At 63.9% G+C, this 23,547-nt stretch carries 20 protein-coding genes; 12 read left to right on the top strand and 8 right to left on the bottom strand.

Features of this window, described 5'->3' with window-relative positions; all coding sequences use genetic code 11:
- The first annotated feature begins 19 nt into the window (after positions 1-19).
- From ACVIIV_RS03370 to ACVIIV_RS03355, 4 genes are all read left to right on the top strand, one after another.
- Positions 20-793, top strand: coding sequence for an SDR family NAD(P)-dependent oxidoreductase (locus tag ACVIIV_RS03370; protein WP_456742902.1), 774 nt, complete (start codon positions 20-22; stop codon positions 791-793).
- 81 nt (positions 794-874) lie between these two features.
- The gene (locus ACVIIV_RS03365) at positions 875-1,315 is read left to right on the top strand and encodes an endonuclease domain-containing protein (RefSeq protein WP_456742901.1); all 441 of its coding nucleotides are present in this window, start codon (positions 875-877) and stop codon (positions 1,313-1,315) included.
- A 322-nt stretch (positions 1,316-1,637) separates the two neighbouring features.
- Positions 1,638-3,143 (top strand): glycerol kinase GlpK, encoded by a 1,506-nt coding sequence (glpK, locus tag ACVIIV_RS03360; RefSeq protein ID WP_456742900.1) that lies wholly within the window; start codon positions 1,638-1,640, stop codon positions 3,141-3,143.
- 195 nt (positions 3,144-3,338) lie between these two features.
- On the top strand, positions 3,339-3,932 hold the full coding sequence (locus tag ACVIIV_RS03355; RefSeq protein ID WP_456742899.1) for a GNAT family N-acetyltransferase: 594 nt from the start codon (positions 3,339-3,341) through the stop codon (positions 3,930-3,932).
- A 154-nt stretch (positions 3,933-4,086) separates the two neighbouring features.
- On the opposite strand, the gene ACVIIV_RS03350 is transcribed toward ACVIIV_RS03355, so the two are convergent.
- The 4 genes from ACVIIV_RS03350 to ACVIIV_RS03335 form a co-directional block, all read right to left on the bottom strand.
- Complete coding sequence (locus ACVIIV_RS03350; RefSeq protein ID WP_456742898.1) at positions 4,087-4,374, bottom strand: GIY-YIG nuclease family protein; 288 nt, start codon at positions 4,372-4,374, stop codon at positions 4,087-4,089.
- Positions 4,375-4,825: 451 nt separating this feature from the next.
- A complete protein-coding gene (locus ACVIIV_RS03345; RefSeq protein ID WP_456742897.1) occupies positions 4,826-5,443 on the bottom strand; it encodes a hypothetical protein in 618 nt (205 codons plus the stop codon).
- 33 nt (positions 5,444-5,476) lie between these two features.
- On the bottom strand, positions 5,477-5,911 hold the full coding sequence (locus ACVIIV_RS03340; RefSeq protein ID WP_456742896.1) for a DUF6636 domain-containing protein: 435 nt from the start codon (positions 5,909-5,911) through the stop codon (positions 5,477-5,479).
- An 11-nt stretch (positions 5,912-5,922) separates the two neighbouring features.
- Entirely contained in the window at positions 5,923-6,906 is a 984-nt protein-coding gene (locus tag ACVIIV_RS03335) for a threonine/serine dehydratase (protein ID WP_456742895.1), read from the bottom strand.
- 27 nt (positions 6,907-6,933) lie between these two features.
- Here ACVIIV_RS03335 and ACVIIV_RS03330 point away from each other — a divergent pair, with 27 nt between their 5' ends.
- On the top strand, positions 6,934-7,236 hold the full coding sequence (locus ACVIIV_RS03330) for an ArsR/SmtB family transcription factor (protein WP_024340569.1): 303 nt from the start codon (positions 6,934-6,936) through the stop codon (positions 7,234-7,236).
- 130 nt (positions 7,237-7,366) lie between these two features.
- Positions 7,367-7,996, top strand: coding sequence for a glutathione S-transferase family protein (locus tag ACVIIV_RS03325; RefSeq protein ID WP_456742894.1), 630 nt, complete (start codon positions 7,367-7,369; stop codon positions 7,994-7,996).
- A gap of 512 nt (positions 7,997-8,508) precedes the next feature.
- Here the strand turns inward: ACVIIV_RS03325 and metH are convergent.
- Positions 8,509-12,354 (bottom strand): methionine synthase, encoded by a 3,846-nt coding sequence (gene metH / locus ACVIIV_RS03320; protein ID WP_456742893.1) that lies wholly within the window; start codon positions 12,352-12,354, stop codon positions 8,509-8,511.
- Between the two features lies 1 nt (position 12,355).
- A complete protein-coding gene (gene metF, locus ACVIIV_RS03315) occupies positions 12,356-13,276 on the bottom strand; it encodes a methylenetetrahydrofolate reductase [NAD(P)H] (RefSeq protein WP_456742892.1) in 921 nt (306 codons plus the stop codon).
- A gap of 399 nt (positions 13,277-13,675) precedes the next feature.
- Between metF and ACVIIV_RS03310 the strand changes: the two genes are divergently transcribed.
- Positions 13,676-14,692 carry an LLM class flavin-dependent oxidoreductase gene (locus tag ACVIIV_RS03310; protein ID WP_456742891.1) on the top strand — a complete coding sequence of 339 codons (1,017 nt, stop codon included), beginning with the start codon at positions 13,676-13,678 and terminating at the stop codon, positions 14,690-14,692.
- Between the two features lie 131 nt (positions 14,693-14,823).
- Here the strand turns inward: ACVIIV_RS03310 and ACVIIV_RS03305 are convergent, their stop codons facing one another.
- Both ACVIIV_RS03305 and ACVIIV_RS03300 read right to left on the bottom strand, forming a co-directional pair.
- Positions 14,824-15,681, bottom strand: a complete 858-nt coding sequence (locus ACVIIV_RS03305) for a prephenate dehydratase (protein WP_456742890.1) — start codon at positions 15,679-15,681, stop codon at positions 14,824-14,826.
- Positions 15,682-15,702: 21 nt separating this feature from the next.
- Positions 15,703-16,443 (bottom strand): 3-deoxy-manno-octulosonate cytidylyltransferase, encoded by a 741-nt coding sequence (locus ACVIIV_RS03300; protein ID WP_456742889.1) that lies wholly within the window; start codon positions 16,441-16,443, stop codon positions 15,703-15,705.
- A 234-nt stretch (positions 16,444-16,677) separates the two neighbouring features.
- Between ACVIIV_RS03300 and ACVIIV_RS03295 the strand changes: the two genes are divergently transcribed.
- The 5 genes from ACVIIV_RS03295 (at position 16,678) to ACVIIV_RS03275 (ending at position 23,547) form a co-directional block, all read left to right on the top strand.
- Positions 16,678-17,232, top strand: coding sequence for a c-type cytochrome (locus tag ACVIIV_RS03295; RefSeq protein WP_456742888.1), 555 nt, complete (start codon positions 16,678-16,680; stop codon positions 17,230-17,232).
- 210 nt (positions 17,233-17,442) lie between these two features.
- Positions 17,443-19,356: an extracellular solute-binding protein gene (locus ACVIIV_RS03290; protein ID WP_456742887.1), complete on the top strand. Its 1,914-nt coding sequence runs from the start codon at positions 17,443-17,445 to the stop codon at positions 19,354-19,356.
- A gap of 14 nt (positions 19,357-19,370) precedes the next feature.
- Entirely contained in the window at positions 19,371-21,257 is a 1,887-nt protein-coding gene (locus ACVIIV_RS03285; RefSeq protein WP_456742886.1) for an extracellular solute-binding protein, read from the top strand.
- 2 nt (positions 21,258-21,259) lie between these two features.
- A complete protein-coding gene (locus tag ACVIIV_RS03280; RefSeq protein ID WP_456742885.1) occupies positions 21,260-22,369 on the top strand; it encodes a microcin C ABC transporter permease YejB in 1,110 nt (369 codons plus the stop codon).
- On the top strand, positions 22,369-23,547 hold the full coding sequence (locus ACVIIV_RS03275) for an ABC transporter permease (protein WP_456742884.1): 1,179 nt from the start codon (positions 22,369-22,371) through the stop codon (positions 23,545-23,547). The genes ACVIIV_RS03280 and ACVIIV_RS03275 overlap by 1 nt, the downstream gene beginning before the upstream one ends.

Genomic DNA, 23,547 nt, shown 5'->3' with positions numbered 1-23,547 from the left:
AAGCAGCAGAGCAACACCAATGAAAAACACCCCATTCGATCTCACCGGCAAGGTCGCCGTGGTCACCGGCTCCAGCCGCGGCATCGGCCGTTCCTCCGCTGAGCTCCTGGCCAAGCTCGGGGCCAAGGTCGTTGTCTCCTCGCGCAAGGCCGACGCCTGCAAGGAAGTCGCCGACGGCATCATTGCTGCCGGCGGCGAGGCAACCGTCATCCCCTGCAACATCGCACGCAAGAACGAGGTCGAGGCGCTGATCGCGGGTGCCACGAAGCATTACGGCAAGATCGATATCCTCGTCTGCAACGCCGCCGTCAATCCGTATTACGGCCCGCTGCTCGACATCACGGATGAAGCCTTCGACAAGATCATAGGCTCGAATGTCAAGAGCAACATCTGGCTCGCCGCGCTCGCGATCCCGCAGATGGCCGAGCGCGGCAACGGCTCGGTGGTCATCATCTCCTCGATCGGGGGCTTGCGCGGCTCCACCGTGATCGGCGCCTACGGCATCTCGAAGGCCGCCGATTTCGCGCTGTGCCGCTCGCTCGCCGGCGAATGGGGCCCGAAAGGCGTCCGCGTCAACTGCATCGCGCCCGGCCTCGTCAAGACCGACTTTGCCCGCGCCCTCTGGGAAGACGAAGCCAACCTCAAACGCCGTACCGCCACCACCCCGCTCCGCCGCATCGGCGAACCCGACGAAATCGCCGGCGCAGTCGCCTACCTCGCCTCCGACGCCTCGAGCTTCATGACCGGCCAGACCATCGTCATCGACGGCGGCGTGACGACCGCGGCGGTGTAGCGTCACGCTACTCATGATTGTATCGCGAGCGTACTTCCCTTACCCTCCCCTGGAGGGGTCCGGGACGAGCGTAGCTCGCCCGTGGGTCGCTCGCGCGACGCGCGAGCGGGCTGGGGTGAAGCCAAGGCAATGGTCTCAACATCAATCCGACGTGCCGCCGCCAAGAGGCTGAGAGCAAATACGACACCGCACGAACGGATGCTGTGGCGCGCCCTCAAAGACCTTCCGATGGACGGCTCGCACTTCCGCCGGCAGGCGCCGATCGGCCCTTACGTCGTCGATTTCTTCTGTCCAGCGAAGCGTCTCATCATCGAGCTCGATGGCGGCCACCACAATGAAGACGATACGGCCGCACGGGACCTCGAACGCCAACGCTGGCTCGAGAACGAAGGATACCGCGTCATCCGATTCTGGAATTCGGAGATCAATAGCGATCTGACCGCCGTGCTCGAACGCATCTATGTCGAGCTGTACGGATCGCGCGAGGCCGAAACGACACCCCTGAAACATCGCCGAACTTAGCAGTCCAGGCGGCACTTTCTCTTACCCTCCCCTGGAGGGGGAGGGTCGCTGCGCATGCAATGCGCAGCGGGGTGGGGTGACAGACTATCCGCGAACGCGGTGCTTTCAAATGAACGGAAAGGCCTTCACGGAACAAACGCGAGACCACCTTTGTTGTGGCTTCACCCCACCCCGTTCGCGCTGCGCGCGATCGACCCTCCCCCTCCAGGGGAGGGTAAGAGAAGAGGCGCCTTGACCTCTTGCCGGCAATCCCGTTTTCTTTGGCGCGACACAATGGCCCCTTCAGGGGCAAACGCCCAAAGAAAACGCCAAGGTAACTTCCATGTCTTTCGTCCTCGCCATCGACCAGGGCACCACCTCCTCGCGCGCGATCGTGTTTCGCGGCGATATTTCCATCGCGGCGAAGGCGCAAGCCGAGTTTCCGCAGCATTTTCCGGCGTCCGGCTGGGTCGAGCACGAGCCGGAGGACATCTGGACCTCGACCGTGATGGTCTGCCGCGAGGCCATCGAGCACGCCGGCATCACCGCCAAGGACATCGCCGCGATCGGCATCACCAACCAGCGCGAGACCACCGTGGTGTGGGACCGTGCCACGGGCCAGGCCGTGCACCGCGCCATCGTCTGGCAGGACCGCCGCACCGCCGACATCTGCGCGAAACTGAAAGCGGAAGGCCGCGAGCCCGTGATCTCGCAGAAGACCGGCCTGATCATCGATCCCTATTTCTCCGGAACGAAAGTCGCCTGGATCCTCGATCACGTGCCCGGCGCCCGCGCCCGCGCCGCGCGCGGCGAATTGATGTTCGGCACCATCGATTGCTATCTGCTCTGGCGCCTCACCGGCGGCAAGGTCCACGCCACCGATGCCACCAATGCCTCGCGCACGCTGCTGTTCAACATTCACACCGGCGAGTGGGACGACGAGCTGCTGGAGATCATCGGCGTGCCGCGCTCGATGCTGCCCGAGGTGAAGGATTCCTCCGCCCGCTTCGGCGAGAGCACGCCGGATCTGTTCGGCGGCTCCATCGCGATCTCAGGCATCGCCGGCGACCAGCAGGCGGCGACCATCGGCCAGGCCTGCTTCCGTCCGGGCATGATGAAGTCCACCTACGGCACCGGCTGCTTTGCCTTGCTCAACACCGGCACCACGCCCGTGGTCTCCAGGAACAAGCTGCTCACCACCGTCGCTTATCAGCTCGAGGGCAAGCGCACCTACGCGCTGGAAGGCTCGATCTTTGTCGCCGGCTCGGCGGTGCAATGGCTGCGCGACGGCCTCGGCATCATCAAGCACGCCGCCGAGACCGGACCGCTTGCCGATCAGTCGGATTCCATGCAGAGCGTCTATCTCGTTCCCGCCTTCGTCGGCATGGGCGCGCCCTACTGGAATCCGCGCGTCCGCGGCGCGCTGTTCGGCCTCACCCGCAACACCGGCCCGGCCGAGCTCGCCCACGCCGCGCTGGAGAGCGTCTGTTACCAGACCTTCGATCTCTGGGCCGCGATGCGCGCGGACTGGCCGAGCTCGGAAACCGCCAGCGTCGTGCTCCGCGTCGACGGCGGCATGACCGCCTCCGACTGGACCATGCAGCGCCTCGCCGATCTCCTGGACGCGCCGGTCGATCGTCCCGTGATCCAGGAGACCACGGCGCTGGGCGCCGCCTACCTCGCCGGCCTCAATGCGGGCGTCTATCCCGAGCCGACCAAGTTCGCCGACAACTGGCGCCTCGAACACCGCTTCAAGCCGAACATGAGCCAGGCGACGCGCGAACGAAAACTCGCCGGCTGGGCAAGGGCAGTGAAGGGCGTGCTGGCGAGTGACGAGGGGGAGGGGTAGGCGTCGGCACAGCCTCGCAGCTCGATGTCGCGAGGCGCGCTCAACTGCCTCCACGTCGTCATTGCGAGGAGCTCTTGCGACGAAGCAATCCAGACTGCCTCCTCAGAAAGATTCTGGATTGCTTCGCTTCGCTCGCAATGACGGAGTGTGTGGCGCCGGCTCGGAGCCACCCGCGATGAAATGGACCAACCAAGCATGATCCTCCCCGAGGGCTATTCCGACGTCCCCGCCGGCAAGATCGCCGCCGTCGTCACGCATCTGGAGATGACCGCACCTCCCGCGCGCCGTGACGACCCGCCGGGAAACTGGTCCCTGCGTAAGGTCGATGCCCCCGCGCTTGCCTGGTACCGCGATCTCTATCGCCGCGTCGGTGAGAACTGGCTGTGGCTCGCGCGGCCGCACATGACAGACGCCGAGCTCGCCGCAATCATCCACGTGCCTGACGTCGAGGTCTATGCCCTCGTCCTGCACGGCCGCGACGAAGGCCTGCTGGAGTTGGACTTCCGCGAGCCCGGCCAGTGCGAGCTGGTCTATTTCGGCGTCACCGCGCCCTTGATCGGCACCGGCGCCGCCCGCTTCCTGATGAACCGCGCGCTGGAGATTGCGTGGTCACGCGACCTCCGCCGCGTCTGGGTCCACACCTGCACCTTCGATCATCCCTCCGCCGTCGCATTCTACCAGCGCTCCGGCTTCCGTGCCTTCCGCCGCCAGATCGAGATCGCCGATGATCCGCGCCTCGATGGCACCGCGCCGCGCGATGCGGCGAGGCATGTGCCGATCATTGAGTAGTGCGCGCGGCTGCCTCCCCACGTCATTGCGAGGAGCTCTTGCGACGAAGCAATCCAGCCTGCCTCCTCGGAAAGATTCTGGATTGCTTCGCTCTGCTCGCAATGACGGAGAATGCGGCGACATCCAGCCGTAACCGTGGCGGTCTTTGTCGCTGTTAGATTAGCGTGTCGTACAGATCCTTCCAGTCCGGATTGACGCTGTCGATCAACGCCAGCTTGTCGGCCCGGCTGCCGCCCTTGATCTGCTTCTCGCGCGCAATGGCGTCGGTCATGGTCGCGTGCAGTTCAAACCAGACGAGCAGCTTGCATCCGTATTTCGAAGAAAACCCCTTCACCAAGCCTTCACGATGCTCGAATGCACGACGAGGCGGATTGGATGTGACGCCTGTATAGATCGTCCCGTTGCGGCGATTGGCGAACATGTAGACGCAAGGCTGCTTCATGATCGTACTCGGCTGGAGAGCATTCACGATAACACAACCAGCGGATGAATGCGAGAAGCCACGGCAACGAAGCGCGGGAATATTCGCGCAAGTCTCACCCCGTCATTGCGAGGGGCTCGCGAAAAAATTGCGAAGCAATTTTGCGGTGATGCGACGAAGCAATCCAGCCTGTCTCCGCGGAAAGATTGCTGGATTGCTTCGCTCCGCTCGCAATGACGGAGAATGCGGCGACGGCCTCATCATACACGAGCTGCTGCGCACGGTCCCGGCATGAGACAACACACCTCTCACCCTGTCATTGCGAGGAGCCCTTGCGACGAAGCAATCCAGGCTGCCGCCGCGGAAAGATTCCTGAATTGCTTCTGCGCTCGCAATGACGGAGTGTGGGCATGGTCGTCGCCCACCAAATCGAGGGCGAAGTGTGATCCAGGATAGCAAATGCCCCCTCAAGTCACTGGATCGCACGAACACTCGGTTCGGGAGGATCATAGGGAGCGAGACGCCACAGCCGGTCGGACAGCGGTTGCACGGGAGGAGCCTGAAGCTCTCCGTAGCTGGAGCGCAGCGGGAGGCCAGGCTCCCAACGATGGATGACGAACACCACTCGATACTCGTTGGTCGCAGGCAGCCTCTGCCTGTAATCGGTCTCGATCTCCGTCTCGCCATCAGCGGTCAGGAACATCTCGTTCCACGCCATCTCTGAGTGGTCCTTGGGGTTGGACGGGTCAATCTGAGCGAAGTCATGGGGATTGAATCGTGCGTCCGGATTCTTCACCAGCACTTCGAGAACCGCAGCGTCGTCCATATAGAAGCGCAGCTCGTCCTCCCAATCCTGCCGCTCTTCAGGAGTCAGCGGCACGATTTCGTCGCCTCTGCCGACCGTGCGCAGGAAAGCCTTCAGTTCTTCGCTGAAATTGGGCGGATCGTGGGTGTCGATCGTCTCCCGGATGAAGCGGGCATAAGCAGCCTTATCCGCGCTGAAGGAGTAGACACCCAGGATACTCAGTGAAGGAGGTTTTTCGGCGGTCATGTCGTTCTGGCCCTGCGCGGTGCCGATCGTGATCAACACCCTGCAAAATGATCAAGAGCGAGCGGATCATATCTAAAACACCTCCTGCCTCCCCCGCGCCAGCGAAAACCCCCGCTGCATCGCATTGAAGCACGTCAATCCCGTCTGCTCCGACCGGCAAGTAAATCCCCCGCGCTGCCACACCTCGCCATAGGCCAGCGCCGGCAGCGAGGGATTCATCACGGTATCACCAGCGCAGATGCGGCCCGCAGCGCCTTTCGCGCTCATCTCGAAGGCGTTGCCATAGTCGAGCTCGCAGTCGGCTGGCCGGCGCGGGCGCGCGTCCATGTTCATGATGTCGCAACGGAGCACGCCCTGACCGTTGTCGGTGAAGAACTGGCAGGCGATGTTCTTCGATGGCGTCAGAAAGCCGATCGGGCGGTCGTCGATCGGGCAGTCCTGGGCGTGGGCGGCGCCGATCATCGGCAGCAGGATCGCTATCAGGATCAGTCCGCGCGGTGCCGTCATGTCATTCCCGTTCAGCTGTCGAAATTCACCGCTTTGGTGTTGGCGCCGCAGACCAGAACTGCGACGCGTTCAGCGGGTGACGGACGATACCGGCCGGAGAGCACCGCGGCAAAGGCGGCAGCGCCGCCGGGCTCGGCCACGAGGCGCAAGTGCGACCACAGCGCGGCCTGGGCCTGCCGGATCGCATCGTCGCTGACCAGGACGACGCGCTCGACATGGGCGCGCGCGACCGGAAACATCAGTTCGCCGACGCGTCGCGGCGCGAGGCTGTCGGCCGCAATGCCGCCGGCCGGCGCATCGACCGGAGCGCCCGCTTCGAACGCGCTGTGCAGGGTTGGCGATTGCTCCGGCTCGACCGCCACGATGCGCGTCCTGCCGGCGTACCACGCCGCAATGCCGCCGATCAGCCCGCCGCCGCCGACCGCGACCAGCAGCGTGTCGATGCCGGGCGCATCCTGCTCCAGCTCCAGTCCGACGCTGCCCTGGCCGAGCAGGGTTTCGGCCTGATCGTAGGCATGGACGGCAAGCGCGCCGGTCTGCGCGACATGCGCCTCGCTCGCGGCGAGCGCATCGGCGTAGCGATTGCCCGCGATCACGAGCTTTGCGCCGTAATTCCTGATCCGCTCGGCCTTGGCCGGCGAGGTGATGTCGGGCACGAAGATCGTGGCGGGAATGCCGAGCCGCTGTGCCGCATATGCGACGGCCGCGCCGTGATTGCCGCCGGATGCGGCGACGACGCCGGCCTGCGGCACCTGCCGCAGCAACAGATTGGCGAAGGCGCCGCGCGCCTTGAACGATCCGGAATGCTGCAGCATCTCGAGCTTGAACGTGACAGGCGCTGCCGGCAGGCCGAAATCGGCGAGATCGGCCTGAAGAAGCGGCGTGCGCCTGATATGCGGACGGATGACCGGCTCGGTCGCCGCAATCCGCTCCCGCGTGATGTCCATTGTCGCTGTCATGATGCCATCCAGGATAGCCCAAGGGAGAGTTGACATCAATTAGATAATTAGCAAAATGGCTAAATGAAGTTCGCCGTCGCCTTGCGCGCGCTCGCCAACGAACGCCGCCTGCAGATCCTGGAATGGCTGCGGGATCCGCGGAAGCATTTTCGCGAGCAGGCCGATGGCGACCTGGTCGAGGACGGCGTCTGCGGATTGCTGATCGCCGAAAAGCTCGGCGTCAGCGCGCCGACGGTGAGCGAGCACATGCGGGTGCTGACATCAGCCAAGCTGGTGCGTGCCAAGCGGATCAAGCAGTGGACGATGTACAAGCGCAACGAGACCGCCATCGCCGCGATCAAGCGCTCCATCCAGGACGGCCTTTGAGCGCAGGGCCGTCGCGGGTCGTTGCAGCCGGCGCAATGCTCCATTCCCAAGATATTTGTTGCGCCGCGCCGAGCTGGTCGTGAAGACTGATCGGCCCTGCCTTGGTCAATGACTGAGAAGAGCGAGAACCATGTTCCTGATCGGCCAATATGATTCCCCCTTCGTCCGCCGCGTCGCGATTGCGCTGCGGCTTTACGGGCTCGCCTTCGAGCACAAGCCGTGGTCGACCTTCGGCGATGCCGACAAGATCGCGCCCCACAATCCGCTGCGCCGGGTGCCGACCCTGGTGCTCGACGATGGCGAGGCGCTGATCGAGAGCATGATCATCCTCGATTATCTCGACGACCTCGTCGGCCCCGAGAAGGCCATGCTGCCGCGCGGCGGCACTGAGCGGCGCAGGCATTTGCGCATCTGCGCGCTCGCCTCCGGTCTCGGCGACAAGGCGGTGAGCCTGCTCTACGAGCGAGTGCTGCGGAAGGAGCAGCTGGCGCTGTGGGTCGAGCGCTGCCAGGCGCAGATCGCTGACGTGCTTAAGGTGCTGGAGACCGAGCGCGCCAAGGTGACAACGCCGTACTGGCTCGGTGAGCGCATCGGCCATGCCGACATCGCGGTCGCCTGCGTCGTCCGCTTCACCCGCGAGGCACATCCGCAGCTGTTCGACGCATCGCGCTATCCGGCGCTCGCGGCACATGCCGAGCGTAGCGAGGCACTGGCGCCGTTCCAGGAAATCGTGCAGCCGCTGGCGCCGCCGAAGGGGTGAGACCCGCTTACCCTCCCCTGGAGGGTCCGGGACGAGCGCAGCTCGCCCGTGGTCGATCGCGCGAAGCGCGAGCGGGGTGGGGTGACAGACCATCCGAGCGATCTCGCTGCTTCTGTTCGCAGTCTCGAAGCTCTCAGCGCGATCTCGTTCGTGGCTTCACCCCACCTCGGTCCGCATGCCGCTTCGCTGCATGCGAACCGATCCCCCCTCCAGGGGAGGATGGGCATCGTGCGTGTGGGAGAGTTACAGGACCCGTCCGCCGCCTTTGCATCACCGCGCGTAACAGACCGGTCCCGCATATCGCTTCGCTCATGCGGGCTATTCTGACGTCTCCGAACGGGGCGCGCGCATCCGTCCGAGTGCGAAACGGCACGGCAGGCGATGATGGAATATTACGGGTGTTTTGCCCGACGCCGCAACTCGTTTCGGCAAGACCGAAATCGCCCAGCCTTTTCAACCCCATCGCTACTGTGCATGGGGTTGTTTTCTCATTTTTTGTTTTTGCGCCGGACCTAACCCGCCCCCGCGCGCTTTTTCTGCCAGACGAGGTGCACCGCGCAGGTGCAGCCCGGCGGATGCGAGGCGAGGTCCTTCGGCATCTCGTCGTTCGCCGCCGTTGCCGCAAAGGTCTTGTCCTGCTGCGACGGGATGTAGTTGAGCACCGGCGCAAGCCAGCGCTCGGCTTCCGCGACGCTCATGCCCTTGCGTGCCGCGTAGTCCTCGACCTGATCGCGCTCGATCTTGCCGACGCCGAAATAATAGCTCGCAGGATTCGCGAAATAGAGCCCTGAGACGGAAGAGCCCGGCCACATCGCAAAGCTTTCGGTCAGCTTCACGCCGGCGGTCGCTTCGGCATCGAGCAGCGCGAACAGCGTTGCCTTCTCGGTGTGATCTGGCTGCGCGGGATAGCCGGGCGCGGGACGGATGCCCTGATACTTTTCGAGGATCAGCTCTTCGTTGGTGAGCGCCTCATCCGGCGCGTAGGCCCAGAACTCGCGCCGCACGCGGGCATGCATGCGCTCGGCGAAGGCTTCGGCGAGGCGGTCGGCCAGCGCCTTGCACAGGATCGAGGAGTAGTCGTCGTTCGCGCTTCTGAAGCGATCGGCGACCGCGTCCTCGCCGATGCCTGCGGTGACGACGAAGCCGCCGATATAATCGGGCACGCCGGCGGGGGCGATGAAGTCGGCGAGCGCGGCGTTGAAGCGGCCCTCGCGCTTCTCGAGCTGCTGGCGCAGCGTGTGCAGCGTCGCGATCTGCTTGGTCCGGCTTTCGTCGGCATAGAGCACGATGTCGTCGCCTTGCGCATTCGCCGGCCAGAAGCCGATCGTGGCGCGCGCCCGGAACCATTTCTCCTTGACGATGGTGTCGAGCATCTTGCGCGCATCGTCGTAAAGCGAGCGCGCGACCTCGCCGACCTTGGCGTCGTCGAGAATGGCCGGGAAGCGCCCCGCGAGCTCCCAAGTCTGGAAGAACGGCGTCCAGTCGATATAGGGCACCAGCTCGGCGAGGTCGTATGCGTCGAAGCTGCGGGTGCCGAGGAAGGTCGGCTTCACCGGCCGGTTGGCGGCAAAGTCGACCGGCACGCGGTTGGCGCGGGCGGCGCTGAGCTTGAGCCGCTTTTTGTCGGCCTGCGCGCGCAGATGCGCCTCCGAGATTTTTGCGTATTCGGCCCGCACTTCGGCGGCATAGGCCTCGCGCTTCTCCGGCGAGAGCAGCGCGGAGGCGACGCCGACCGCGCGGCTGGCGTCGTTGACGTGGACCACGGGACCGGCGCGATAGCTCGGGTCGATCTTCACAGCCGTGTGCACGCGGCTCGTGGTGGCGCCGCCGATCAGGAGCGGCAGCTTCAGGCCTTCGCGCTGCAATTCACCGGCGAAGAACGCCATCTCGTCGAGCGAGGGCGTGATCAGGCCGGAGAGGCCAACGATGTCGGCCTTCTCCGCCTTCACGGTCTCGACGATCTTGGCGGCCGGCACCATCACGCCGAGATCGATGACCTCGAAATTGTTGCACTGGAGCACGATGCCGACGATGTTCTTGCCGATGTCGTGGACGTCGCCCTTGACCGTCGCGAGCACGATCTTGCCGGCCGACGAGGAGCCCCCGGTGCCGATGCCGCTCGCAAGGTTGCGCGCCTTCTCCTCCTCCATGAATGGCATGAGGTAAGCAACAGCCTGCTTCATCACGCGCGCGGACTTCACCACCTGCGGCAGGAACATCTTGCCGTCGCCGAAGAGGTCGCCGACGACGTTCATGCCGGCCATCAGCGGTCCCTCGATCACGTCGAGCGGACGCGAGGACTTCTTGCGGGCTTCCTCGGTATCCTGCTCGATGAACTCGGTGATCCCGTGCACCAGCGAATGCGATAGCCGCTTTTCCACCGGCCATTCGCGCCAGGCGAGATCGGCCTCCTTGCCTTCCGTCTTCTTGCCGCGGAATTTCTCCGCGAGCGCCAGCAGGCGCTCGGAGGCGCCGGGATCGCGATTGAGGACGACGTCCTCGCACACTTGCCGCAGCTCGGGGTCGATGTCGTCATAGACGATCATCTGCCCGGCATTGACGATGCCCATGTCCATGCCGGCCTTGATGGCGTGATACAGGAACACCGAGTGCATGGCCTCGCGCACCGGCTCGTTGCCACGGAACGAGAACGACAGATTGGAGACGCCGCCCGAGACATGCGCGCCCGGCAGGTTCTGCCGGATCCAGCGCGTCGCTTCGATGAAGTCGACGCCGTAATTGTTGTGCTCCTCGATGCCGGTCGCGATCGCGAAGATGTTGGGATCGAAGATGATGTCCTCGGGCGGCAAGCCGACGCGGTTCACCAGGATGTCGTAGGCACGCTTGCAGATCTCGGTCTTGCGCGCGAACGTATCGGCCTGGCCGATCTCGTCGAACGCCATGACGACGACAGCCGCGCCATGGCGGCGGGCGATCCTCGCCTCGTGAATAAACTTCTCCTCGCCTTCCTTCATCGAGATCGAGTTGACGACCGGCTTGCCCTGCACGCATTTCAGGCCGGCCTCGATCACCGAGAATTTCGAGGAATCGACCATCACGGGCACGCGCGCGATGTCGGGCTCGGCCGCGACGAGGTTGAGGAAAGTCACCATCGCCGCTTCGGAGTCGAGCAGGCCTTCGTCCATGTTGACGTCGATGATTTGCGCGCCGTTCTCGACCTGGTCGCGCGCAACTTGCAGCGCTGCGGTGTAATCGCCGGCGGTGATCAGCTTGCGGAAGCGGGCCGATCCCGTGACGTTGGTGCGCTCGCCGACGTTGACGAACGGGATCGCCTCCGTCAGCACGAACGGCTCGAGGCCGGAGAGGCGCAGGCGCGGCGCGATCTCAGGGACGATGCGCGGCTTGTGCGGACCGACCGCGGCAGCGATCGCCGCGATATGGTCCGGCGTGGTGCCGCAGCAGCCGCCGACGATGTTGACGAGGCCATCGCGGGCGAACTCGCCGATCAGGCGCGCCATGTACTCCGGCGTCTCGTCATATTGGCCGAACTCGTTGGGCAGGCCGGCGTTCGGATAGGCACACACGAGCGTGTCGGCGACGCGGCCGATGTCGGCGATATGCGCGCGCAGGTCTTCGGCGCCGAGCGCGCAGTTGAAGCCGATGGTCACAGGCTTGGCATGCCGCACCGAATTCCAGAACGCTTCCGGCATCTGCCCCGACAGCAGGCGGCCGGACTTATCGGTGATGGTGCCCGACACCATCCCCGGCATGTCGATGCCGCGCTCTTCGGTGATCTCGGCGATCGCATAGAGCGCCGCCTTGGCGTTGAGCGTGTCGAAGATGGTCTCGACCAGCAACAGGTCGACGCCACCGTCGATCAGGCCGCGGATCTGCTCGCCATAGGATTTGCGCAGGTCGTCGAAGGTGACGGCGCGGTAGCCCGGATTGGAGACGTCGGGCGAGATCGAGGCGGTGCGGTTGGTGGGGCCGATGGCACCGGCAACGAAGCGCGGCTTGCCGTCCTCGGCTGCGACGCGCCGTGCGGCATTGCCGGCGAGGCGGGCGCCTTCGCGTGCCATCTCGTAGACGATGTCGGTGAGGTCGTAATCGGCCTGCGCGATCGAGGTTGTCGAGAAGGTGTTGGTCGCGACGATGTCGGCGCCGGCGCGCAAATAGGCGGCATGGATGTCCTCGATCGCCTGCGGCTGGGTCAGGATCAGAAGATCGTTGTTGCCGCGGAGGTCGCGATGGAAATTCTTGAAGCGCTCGCCGCGGAAGGCGGCCTCGTCGAGCTGGAGGTTCTGGATCATCGTGCCCATGGCGCCGTCGAGCACGAGAATGCGCTCGCGTGCGGCGTTCAGCAGGGCAGTTCGCTTGGGAGAAACGGGAGCGGTCATCTTACGCTGCCTTCTGCGCGCTCTTGGCGCGAATGCCGAGCAAATGGCTGATCGCGAACACGAGATCGGCGCGGTTCATGGTGTAGAAATGGAAGGTGTCGACGCCGTGCTTGGCGAGCTTCTGCACCTGGCCCGCGGCGACGGTCGCGGCGACCAGCTTGCGGGTCTCGGCGTCGTCATCGAGGCCCTCGAACTTCGCGGCGAACCAGTCGGGCACGGTGGTGCCGGCGCGGGTGACGAAATTGCGCGCCTGCTTGAAATTGTGCATGGGCATGATGCCCGGCACTACGGGGATGTTGATGCCGCGCGCACGCACGCGATCGAGATAGCGGAAGTAGAGGTCGTTATCGAAGAACACCTGCGTGATCGCGCGCGTCGCGCCGGCATCGACCTTGGCCTTCAGCGTGTCGATATCGGCATCGAAGTCGCGCGCTTCCGGGTGCTTCTCGGGATAGGCCGAGACCGACACCTCGATATCGCTGTGTCGCTTCTTGATCCCCGCCACGAGCTCGGCCGAGCTCTGGTAACCCTTGGGATGGCTGGAATAGGGTGTGCCGATGCCGCCGACGGGATCGCCGCGCAAGGCCACGATGTGGCGCACGCCCACCTCGTGATAGCGGTCGACGATCTCGTCGATCTCGCCGCGAGAGGCGCCGACGCAGGTTAGGTGCGCGGCCGGCAGCAGCGCGGTTTCTTGCAGGATGCGGGCGATGGTCGAATGGGTGCGCTCGCGGGTCGAGCCGCCGGCGCCATAGGTCACCGAGACGAATTTCGGCTCGAGCGGGGCCAGCCGCTTGATGGTCTCCCAGAGATTGCGCTCCATCTCCTCGGTCTTGGGCGGAAAGAACTCGAAGGAGATCGCAGGCGGCTTCAGGTGCCCGTCTTGCCCGTCGGGTTGGGCAGGCGTCGTCAGATCGGTCATGGCACCACTCACTCCAAGTATCTCGCTCAGCCGCCGGAGGCCAGCAGCCGCATCTAGCTCGGGCGGCCTAAGATAGGGCAAAACCGGTTGGATCGACAGCCCATCGGTGATGGGAAATGGCCCACTTACCCCAACAATTACGAAATTATTGAACATATGTCGGTCCGAGTGGGAAATCGCAGATGAAACAATTATTGATGTATGTCAGTGTATTGACCTGAGTCTGATTCGGCCTTGGGTTGCTGATCCTATGTGGGCAGCGCGAATTTTGCGTAGTTTAGGTTATCTTCATCCCACCGTTCCGGCTCGACCGGGGCACGTGGCCGCACGGCCGGCACGCATCAGATCTGCGGAGCTAGCCCATTGCCGCCGCGCCGGCCTCCATTACGTTATGCCGCCATGATCCCGCTCTCCGTCCTCGACCTCTCCGTGGTCACTACCGGCACCAAGCCCGCCGCCGCGCTGCGCAACAGCATCGACCTGGCGCACCACGTCGACGGGCTCGGCTATGTCCGCTACTGGCTCGCCGAGCATCACAATCTCGCCTCCGTCGCGAGCCCTGCGCCCGACGTGATGATCGGCCAGATCGCGGCGGTGACGAAGCACATCCGCGTCGGCTCCGGCGGCGTGATGCTGCCCAACCACGCGCCGCTGGTGGTGGCCGAGCGCTTCAAGATGCTGGAGGCGCTGTTTCCCGGCCGGATCGATCTCGGCCTCGGCCGCGCGCCGGGCACCGATGGTGCCACGGCCTATGCGCTCAGAAGCCGGCTCGACCGTCGCGAGGGCGACGATTTCCTGGAGCGGCTGCACGAGCTGATCCTGTGGGAGACCCGCGAATTCCCCGCAGGGCACCCCTACAACAACGTCGTCGCGATGCCCGACGATACCAGGCTGCCGCCGATCTGGCTGCTCGGCTCCAGCGATTATTCCTCGGAATTGGCCGCCCAGGTCGGCATGGGCTTCGCCTTCGCCCATCATTTCGCCTCCCATGACGCGATCGATGCGATGGTGCATTACCGCAATCGATTTCAGCCCTCAGCCTGGCGCGCGGAGCCGCATGCGATCCTTGCGGTCGCCGTCATTGCGGCCGATACCGATGAGGAGGCCGAAAGGCTCGCCTCTTCCTTCGACCTCAACCGCCTTCGCCGCGACCGCGGTCAATATCTGCCGCTGCCAAGCGTCGAGGAGGCGATGGCCTATCCGTATACGGACGCCGAGCGCACCTCGATCCTCCGCAACCGCTCGCGCCTGTTCGTCGGCAGCCCCGCGACGGTGCAGAAGAAGCTGCAGCCCTTGATCTACGCGAGCAAGCCGGACGAGCTGATGGTGATCACGGCGGTGTATGACCACGAGGCGCGGAAGAAGTCGTATTCGCTGCTCGCGGAGGCGTTCGGGCTGGTGAAGAGCGCGGCTTAGTTACAAGGCTATCGTGCCCCGGACGCAGCGCAGCGCTTCTTCAGCGGTGCGCTGCAGAGCCGGGGCCCATCGTAGCTCCGTGTCTTGTGGCCTCTGGGTCCCGGCTCGCGCTTCGCGCGTCCGGGACACCATCAATCCTGCGCTTCGCTGAATGTCGCCCGGAACGGATGTCCCGGATACACGCCGACGATGCGGAATTCGCGGGAGAAGAATTTCAGCTCCTCGATCGCAAACGCAAGGCCCTTGTCGTCGGGGTGGCCGTCGACGTCGGCATAAAACTGCGTGGCGAAGAAATTGCCGTCGACCATGTAGCTCTCGAGCTTGGTCATGTTGACGCCGTTGGTGGCGAAACCGCCGAGCGCCTTGTAGAGCGCGGCCGGCAAATTGCGTACGCGGAAAACAAAAGTCGTGACGAGCGGGCCGGTGCCTTGGGGCGCCCATTTCGGCTCGCGTGCCAGCACCACGAAGCGCGTGGTGTTGTGGGCCTCGTCCTCGATATCCTCGGCGAGGATGTCGAGGCCGTAGATCTTTGCGGCAAGGCGCGAGGCGATCGCCGCGACCGTCTTGTCCTTGCGCTCGGAAATGTCGCGGGCGCTGCCGGCGGTATCGGCGTGCACGATCGGCTTGATGCCGAGCTTGCGGATGATGCGCCGGCACTGGCCGAGCGCATGCACATGGCTCTCCACGCGCTTGATGTCTTCGAGCTTGGTCCCCTTCACCGCCATCAGTTGGTGCCGGACCGGCAGAAACCATTCGCCGATGATGAAGAGGCCGGAGGCCGGCAGCAGGTGATGGATATCGGCGACGCGGCCGGCGACCGAGTTCTCGATCGGGATCATGCCGAGATCGGCCTCGCCTGACGAGATCGCCGACAGGGCGTCCTCGAAGGTGGCACAGGGCATCGGCTCGGCGTCGGGATAGGCCTCGACGATGGCGATGTGGGAGTTGGCTCCGGGCTCGCCCTGGAATGCGATCTTCATCTTGCTCATGCTCGGCCTTGTAGCAGCGGCTCAGGATTTGGAAAGGATGCTGCGCGCGGTTTCGAGATCGGGCGGCGTGTCGACGCCGCGGGGCACGCTGTCGACGATCATGATGTCGATCCGCATGCCGGCCTCCACCGCCCGGAGTTGCTCCAGGCTTTCCTGGCGTTCCAGGGGCGAAGGCGGCAGCGACACGAACCGTTCCAGCGCAGCGCGGCGATAGGCATAAAGGCCGATGTGGTGGTATCGCGGTCCGTTGCCGTAAGGGGCTGTGGCGCGGGTGAAATAAAGTGCCCGCAACCGCTTCGGCCCGATCGGCGAACCGACCGCCTTCACCACGCTCGGAGCAAGGTCCTCCTCCTCGGTGTGGATCTGCGAGGCCAGCGTCACGATGTCGACTGCGGGGTCGTCGAAGGGCGGCAGCACCTCGCGGATCGTTGCCGGCGCGATGGTCGGGAAGTCGCCCTGGAGATTGATCACGATCTCGGCCTTGCCCTCGGGATCGAGCTTCCGCATGGCCTCGTGGATGCGGTCCGAGCCGGAGGGGTGGTTGGGGCGGGTCATCACGGCTTCGCCGCCATGGGCGGTCACGATCGAGGCGATCTCGTCGGTGTCGGTGGCGACCGCGACCCGGCCGATTGCCGCGGCCTCGGCGCGGCGCAGCACATGCACGATCATCGGCAATCCCGCGATATCGGCGAGCGGCTTGCCGGGCAGGCGGGTGGCGGCCATGCGGGCCGGGATCAGCACCAGGATGCGAGGATCGGTCATCGGGTTCAAAGGTCTGGGTCAAGAGCCTGCAAACGGGGCGTTTTCCGCGCCGAGAAATGGAGTGGGGACGGGCTGAAAGCGCCGTCGCTTATACGGGTTGCCAGACCCCGGGCAAACCGATATCTCAATGGCAAAACTCGGGGAAACAATAAGGAACGTTTTTGATTCTCCCGAGGCTCGTCCTGGCGGCCATCTGGGCCGCTGTTTCCTTCTTGCGGTGGGGCCTGGCCGGAAATGGACTCTTTCGAACTCAATAAAATCATGGGTGCCGTGCTTGGTACCTGTCTCTTTCTGCTGGTGACCAGCTTTACCGCCCAAGCACTGTTCTCGCCCAAGATGCCGGAAAAGCCGGGCTTTGAGATCGCAGTGAAGGAAGATGCCGGCCACGGCAAGGAAGGCGGCGCCGCAGCAGCCTCCGCCGAGCCGATCGAAAAGCTGCTCCAGACTGCCTCCGTCGAGAAGGGGGCTGCCGCCGCCAAGAAATGCGGCGCCTGCCACACCTTCGAGAAGGGTGGACCGAATCGTGTCGGTCCGAACCTCTATGGCGTCGTCGGCGAGAAGAGGGGTGAGGGCCGCGGCGGCTTCAACTTCTCGGCTGCCATGAAGGCCAAGGGCGGCACCTGGACGTTCGATGACCTCAACAAGTTCCTAGCCAATCCGAAGGGCTTCGTTCCGGGCACCGCGATGGGCTTTGCCGGTATTCCCAAGGATTCCGAGCGCGCCGATGTCATTGCCTATCTGAACTCGTTGTCGGAGCATCCTCAGCCGCTGCCGACGGCGTCGAAGTAAGGTCCCCAAAACCTGTCTTGGAATTGCGGCCAGGCTGGAAAGCCTGGCCGTTTCCTTATCCGGGCCTCGCGGCGACGTTATCGGGGCGTTTGGCCGCATCCGATACGCCGCCGGGGCTTCCAAGATGAGGAAAAAGCAACATATTCGGTCGAAACCTCGCCTATATTGGGAACTTAAAGGAGTAGCCTCCTTCAAGACAGGGATGTTGATTTGGCCATTACCCGACGCGATCTCTTACTCACCGGCACTGCCGTCGCAGCGCTCCCCGCCCTCGGTTCCGTCGCGGGCGTTTCCGTCGGCGCGGCGCGTGCGCAATCCGCAACGGAACTGCCTTCAAGCGGGCTGCCTTGGCGCCATGCATTGTCGCTGTTCGGGAAGATCAAGTACCCCGCCGATTTCAAGCGCTTCGACTACGTCAATCCGGAAGCGCCTAAGGGCGGCGTCGCGCGCCAGATCGCCGTTGGCACCTTCGACAATTTCAACATCGTCGTATCGGGTGTGAAGGGGCAGGTCGCCGGTGCCGTCGCCTTCATCTACGAATCCCTCACGACGCCCTCGCTTGACGAGGTCTCGACCGAATACGGCGCGCTGGCCGAAGCGGTCAGCCACCCCGACGACTTCTCCTTCGTCACCTACCGCTTGCGGCCGCAGGCGAAATGGCATGACGGCAAGCCCGTCACGCCGGAGGACGTGATCTTCTCGCTCGATTCCTTCAAGAAGCACCATCCGATGTACTCGGCTTACTACAGTCATGTGGTGAAGGCCGAGAAGGTCGGCGAGCGCGAGGTGAAGTTCGTGTTCGACGCCCCCGGCAACCGCGAACTGCCGCAGATCGTGGGGCAGCTGATCGTCTTGCCGAAACATTGGTGGGAGGGCACGGACGCGCAGGGCCGCAAGCGCGATGTCTCGGCGACCACGTTGGAAGTGCCGCTCGGTTCCGGCCCCTACAGGATCAAGGAATTTGTGGCAGGACGGTCGATCGCGCTGGAGCGCGTCAAGGACTATTGGGGTCGCGATCTTCCCATCAATGTGGGCCGCAACAATTTCGACGAGCTGCGCTACGAATACTTCCGCGACGCCACTGTCGCGATCGAGGCCTTCAAGGCCGACCAGGTCGATTGGCGCACCGAGAACAGCGCGAAGAACTGGGCAACCGCCTACGACTTCCCGGCCGTGAGCGAAAAGCGGGTGATCCTCGAGGAATTCGCCAATCGCAGCTCGGGCGTCATGCAGGCTTTCGTGCCGAACCTGCGCCGCGCCAAGTTCAGCGATCCGCGCGTGCGTCGTGCGCTCAATTACGCGTTCGATTTCGAGGAGATGAACAAGCAGATCTTCTACGGTCAGTACAAGCGCATCAGCAGCTATTTCGACGGCATCGAAGATCTGATGGCGACCGGCCTGCCGCAAGGCAAGGAGCTCGAGATCCTCGAGACCGTCCGCGCCCAGGTCCCGCCCGAAGTCTTCACCACGGCCTACACCAATCCGGTCGGCGGCAGTCCGGAGGCCGTGCGCGACAATCTGCGCGAGGCGCTGCGGCTGTTCAAGGAGGCCGGTTATGAGGTGCGCGACCGCAAGCTGATCGACGTCAAGACCGGCGCCCAATTCACCCTGGAGCTGCTGAACTCGGATCCGAGCTTCGAGCGAATCACGCTGTTCTACAAGCCGTCGCTGGAGCGGCTCGGCATTGCCGTCAGCGTGCGAACGGTCGATCCGACCCAATACGAGAACAGGACCCGCGAGTGGGATTTCGACATCGTCACGAACTCGTGGGGCGAGTCGCAGTCGCCGGGGAACGAGCAGCGCGAGTTCTGGTCGTCCAAGACGGCCGACATCGCCGGTTCGCGCAATATCGCCGGCATCAAGAATCCGGCGATCGATAAGCTGATCGAGCGGGTCATCTACGCCACCGATCGCGACGATCTCGTCGCTGCAACCAAGGCGCTGGACCGCGTGCTGCTGTGGAATCATTACGTCGTGCCGCAGTGGAATTATCCAAAGGTGCGCACCGCGCGCTGGGACCGCTTCGGTCGGCCGGCGGAATTGCCCAGATACGGTCAGTCTGGCTTCCCCTTCATCTGGTGGTACGACGCAGACAAGGCGGCACGGATCGCGAAGAAATCGTGAAGGACATTTCCCGCATGACGCAAGTGTCACGCCGCCATGTGCTGGCCTTGGGTGTCGGCGGCGCCCTCGGGGCGTCGCTGGGCGCGCAGCCGTTGCGTGGTGCGCATGCATCGGAAGCGGGAATTGAGGCTCACGGCATCTCGGCATTCGGCGATCTCAAATATCCCGCCGACTTCCACCATTTCGACTATGTCAATCCCGGTGCGCCGAAGGGCGGCACGTTCTCGCTGATTCCGTCGGTGCGCTCGTACAACCAGTCCTACCAGACCTTCAACTCGCTCAACGCTTTCATCCTGAAGGGCGACGGCGCGCAGGGCATGGACATGACGTTTGCGCCGCTGATGGTGCGTGCAAACGACGAGCCCGATGCGATGTACGGGCTAGCCGCCAAATCCGTGCAGATATCGCCGGACAAGCTTGTCTATCGTTTCACCATTCGACCCGAGGCGAAATTCCACGACGGCACCAAGCTCACCGCGCATGATGCGGCGTTTTCGCTGACGGCGCTCAAGACCAAGGGCCATCCGCTCATTATCGTGCAGATGCGCGACATGGTTAGCGCGGAAGCGCTCGACGATGCGACGCTCGTCGTCACTTTTGCCAAGGGCCGCGCGCGCGACGTGCCGCTCTATGTCGCCAGCCTGCCGATCTTTTCGAAGGCGTATTACGCGTCTCGCCCGTTCGACGAATCGTCTCTGGAGACTCCGCTGGGCTCCGGTCCGTACAAGGTCGGCAGGTTCGAGGTCAATCGCTTTATCGAGTATGAGCGGGTGAAGGACTGGTGGGCTGCCGATCTGCCGCCCTGCCGCGGCAGCTACAATTTCGATGTCGTGCGCTATGAGTTCTATCGCGACCGCGATGTCGCCTTCGAGGGGTTTACCGGCAAGAGCTATCTCTACCGCGAGGAGTTCACCTCGCGCATCTGGGCGACGCGCTATGACTTCCCCGCGGTGAAGGACGGTCGCGTTAAGCTGGAGGTCGTGCCCGACGATACGCCCTCCGGCGCGCAAGGCTGGTTCATCAATACGCGGCGCGACAAATTCAAGGACCCCCGCGTGCGCGAAGCCCTGATCAATGCCTTCGACTTCGAATGGACCAATAAGACCATCATGTACGGCGCTTATGCCCGCACGGTCTCGCCGTTCCAGAACTCGGACCTCATGGCGGGCAATGCGCCGCCTTCGCCGGAAGAGCTGAAGCTGCTGGAGCCGTTTCGCGGCCAGGTTCCCGACGAGGTGTTTGCGGCGCCGTTCACGCCGCCGACCTCCGACGGCTCCGGGCAAGACCGCAGCCTGTTGCGCAAGGCACAGCAACTGCTGAACGACGCCGGCGTGCCGATCAAGGATGGCAAGCGGGTGCTGCCGAACGGCGAGATCTTCAGGATCGAGTTCCTGCTGGACGAACCTTCGTTCCAGCCGCACCACGCGCCCTACATCAAGAATCTCGCGACGCTCGGTATCGAGGCGAGCGTCCGCCTGGTCGATGCCGTGCAACACAAGGCGCGCCAGGAAGATTTCGATTTCGACATGACGATCCAGCGTTTCAGCATGTCGGCGACGCCGGGCGATGCCATGCGCGCGTTCTTCTCCTCGCAGGTGGCGAACACCAAGGGCTCATACAATCTCGCGGGCGTCGCCAGCCCGGCGATCGATGCCATGATCGAGAAGATCATGGCGGCTGACAGCCGCGAAGAGTTGACCGTCGCCTGCCGCGCTTTCGATCGCCTGTTCCGCGCCGGCCGCTATTGGGTGCCGCAATGGTACAACAAGACGCATCGGCTGGCTTACTGGGATCAGTTCGGCCATCCGCAGAAGCTGCCGCGTTATGCCAACGGCGTCGGCGCGCCTGACATCTGGTGGCATGAGCCCGCCAAGGCGGCCAAGCTCGAGCAGGCGAAGTAGCCATGAGCGCCTATATCGCCCGTCGCATCCTCCTGATGATCCCGACACTGCTCGGGATCCTCTTCGTGTCCTTCGTTGTCGTGCAGTTCGCGCCGGGCGGCCCGGTCGAGCGCGTGATCGCGCAGCTCTCGGGTGCCGATACCGGCGGTACGTCGCGCATTTCGGGCGGCGGCGATTTTGCGCAGCGCGCGCCGGGGCAGGTCGGGGCCGGGGGCGATGCCGTCAACTCGAAATATCGCGGCGCGCAGGGCCTCGATCCTGATTTCATCAAGAAGCTGGAGGTGCAGTTCGGCTTCGACAAGCCGGCACCGGAGCGCTTTCTGCTGATGGTGTGGAATTTCGCCCGGTTCGATTTCGGCAAGAGCTATTTTCGCGACGTCAGCGTGCTCCAGCTGATCAAGGAGAAGCTGCCGGTCTCGATCTCGCTCGGAATCTGGCTGACGCTTCTGACCTACCTGATCTCGATCCCGCTCGGCATTCGCAAGGCCGTGAACGACGGCGCGCGGTTCGACACCTGGACGTCGACGGTGCTCGTGCTCGGCTATGCGATTCCCGGCTTCCTGTTCGCGATCCTCCTGATCATCCTGTTTGCGGGCGGCTCGTTCTTCAACTGGTTCCCGCTGCGCGGACTGACCTCGGACGGCTGGTCGCAGTTTCCCTGGTACTGGAAGATCATCGATTACTTCTGGCATCTGACGCTGCCGCTGATCGCCATGGGGCTTGGCGCGTTCACCACCATGACGTTCCTGACCAAGAACTCGTTCCTGGACGAGATCCGCAAGCAATACGTCATGACCGCGCGTGCCAAGGGCTGCAGTGAGAGCCGGGTGCTCTATGGCCACGTCTTCCGCAACGCGATGCTGATCGTGATCGCCGGATTCCCCGGGACCTTCATCCACGCTTTCTTCTCAGGCTCGCTTCTGATCGAGACCATCTTCTCGCTGGATGGGCTCGGGCTGCTCAGCTTCGAGAGCGTGCTCAACCGCGACTATCCCGTGGTGTTCGGCACGCTCTACATCTTTTCGCTGGTCGGCCTCGTGATCAATTTGATCTCCGACCTGACCTATATGTGGATCGACCCCCGGATCGATTTCGAGGCGCGGGAGGTCTGATGACGATTACCGCGCCGACGCCGATCGAGACCACGGCCAAGTCTCCGCTGGGAGGGGTCGTGCCGATCACGCGCAAGCCCTTCGCGCCTTCGCCACTCAACAGGCGGCGGTGGCAGAACTTCAAAGCCAACCGGCGCGGCTACTGGTCGTTCTGGATTTTCATCGGCTTGTTCGTGGTCTCGCTGTTTGCGGAGCTGATCGCCAACGATCGGCCTTTCCTGATCAAATTCGACGGCCGTCTCTATTGGCCGGCCTTCGTCACCTATTCGGAGACGACCTTCGGTGGCGATTTCGAGACGGCGGCCGACTATCGCGATCCGTACCTGCAGAAGCTGATCAAGGACAAGGGCGGCAGCATCGTCTGGCCGCTGATCCGTTACTCCTACGACACCCACAATCTCGACCTGCCGACGCCGGCGCCTTCGCCGCCGACCTGGATGCTGACGGAGAAGCAGTGCAAGCCGGTGGTGGAGAAGAAGGGGCTGAAGAGCTGCCGCGATCTCGAATACAACTGGCTTGGCACCGACGATCAGGGCCGCGATGTGGTGGCGCGATTGATCTACGGCTTCCGCATCTCGGTGCTGTTCGGCCTTTGTCTCACGATCGTCTCGTCCGTCATCGGCATCGCGGCGGGAGCGGTGCAGGGCTATTTCGGCGGCCGGGTCGATCTCATCTTTCAGCGCTTCATCGAGATCTGGACCGCGATTCCCTCGCTCTATCTCCTCCTGATCCTGTCCTCGGTACTCGTGCCCGGCTTCTTCGTGCTGCTCGGCATCCTGTTGCTGTTCTCCTGGGTTTCGCTGGTCGGTCTGGTGCGGGCCGAGTTCCTGCGTGGGCGCAATTTCGAATACATCCAGGCGGCGCGGGCGCTCGGCGTCTCCAACCCGGTCATCATGTTCCGCCACCTGTTGCCGAACGCGATGGTCGCCACCATGACGTTCCTGCCCTTCATCGTTTCCTCGTCGGTGATGACGCTGACGGCACTCGATTTCCTCGGCTTCGGCCTGCCGCCGGGATCGCCTTCGCTCGGTGAGCTCCTGTCGCAGGCCAAGGCCAATGTGCAGGCGCCCTGGCTCGGCTTCTCCGGCTTCTTCTCGGTCGCCATCATGCTGTCGCTCCTGATCTTCATCGGCGAAGCCGTGCGCGACGCCTTCGATCCGCGCAAGACGTTCAGGTAA

This window comes from Bradyrhizobium sp. USDA 4354 (assembly GCF_054060315.1).
The sequence above is the reverse complement of the archived record's forward strand: the minus strand, read 5'-3'. Positions and strand labels throughout refer to the sequence as shown.

What these genes read in the sequence shown, in the direction of transcription:
- ACVIIV_RS03295 (WP_456742888.1), top strand. Translation starts at nt 16,678, where the DNA reads ATGGACTCTTTCGAACTCAATAAAATCATGGGTGCCGTGCTTGGTACC.
- ACVIIV_RS03340 (WP_456742896.1), bottom strand. Translation starts at nt 5,911, where the DNA reads ATGACGGCACCGCGCGGACTGATCCTGATAGCGATCCTGCTGCCGATG.
- ACVIIV_RS03300 (WP_456742889.1), bottom strand. Translation starts at nt 16,443, where the DNA reads ATGACCGATCCTCGCATCCTGGTGCTGATCCCGGCCCGCATGGCCGCC.
- metH (WP_456742893.1), bottom strand. Translation starts at nt 12,354, where the DNA reads ATGACCGCTCCCGTTTCTCCCAAGCGAACTGCCCTGCTGAACGCCGCA.
- ACVIIV_RS03280 (WP_456742885.1), top strand. Translation starts at nt 21,260, where the DNA reads ATGAGCGCCTATATCGCCCGTCGCATCCTCCTGATGATCCCGACACTG.
- ACVIIV_RS03285 (WP_456742886.1), top strand. Translation starts at nt 19,371, where the DNA reads ATGACGCAAGTGTCACGCCGCCATGTGCTGGCCTTGGGTGTCGGCGGC.
- ACVIIV_RS03350 (WP_456742898.1), bottom strand. Translation starts at nt 4,374, where the DNA reads ATGAAGCAGCCTTGCGTCTACATGTTCGCCAATCGCCGCAACGGGACG.
- ACVIIV_RS03275 (WP_456742884.1), top strand. Translation starts at nt 22,369, where the DNA reads ATGACGATTACCGCGCCGACGCCGATCGAGACCACGGCCAAGTCTCCG.
- ACVIIV_RS03335 (WP_456742895.1), bottom strand. Translation starts at nt 6,906, where the DNA reads ATGTCAACTCTCCCTTGGGCTATCCTGGATGGCATCATGACAGCGACA.
- ACVIIV_RS03310 (WP_456742891.1), top strand. Translation starts at nt 13,676, where the DNA reads ATGATCCCGCTCTCCGTCCTCGACCTCTCCGTGGTCACTACCGGCACC.
- ACVIIV_RS03305 (WP_456742890.1), bottom strand. Translation starts at nt 15,681, where the DNA reads ATGAGCAAGATGAAGATCGCATTCCAGGGCGAGCCCGGAGCCAACTCC.
- ACVIIV_RS03370 (WP_456742902.1), top strand. Translation starts at nt 20, where the DNA reads ATGAAAAACACCCCATTCGATCTCACCGGCAAGGTCGCCGTGGTCACC.
- ACVIIV_RS03325 (WP_456742894.1), top strand. Translation starts at nt 7,367, where the DNA reads ATGTTCCTGATCGGCCAATATGATTCCCCCTTCGTCCGCCGCGTCGCG.
- glpK (WP_456742900.1), top strand. Translation starts at nt 1,638, where the DNA reads ATGTCTTTCGTCCTCGCCATCGACCAGGGCACCACCTCCTCGCGCGCG.
- metF (WP_456742892.1), bottom strand. Translation starts at nt 13,276, where the DNA reads ATGACCGATCTGACGACGCCTGCCCAACCCGACGGGCAAGACGGGCAC.
- ACVIIV_RS03355 (WP_456742899.1), top strand. Translation starts at nt 3,339, where the DNA reads ATGATCCTCCCCGAGGGCTATTCCGACGTCCCCGCCGGCAAGATCGCC.
- ACVIIV_RS03330 (WP_024340569.1), top strand. Translation starts at nt 6,934, where the DNA reads ATGAAGTTCGCCGTCGCCTTGCGCGCGCTCGCCAACGAACGCCGCCTG.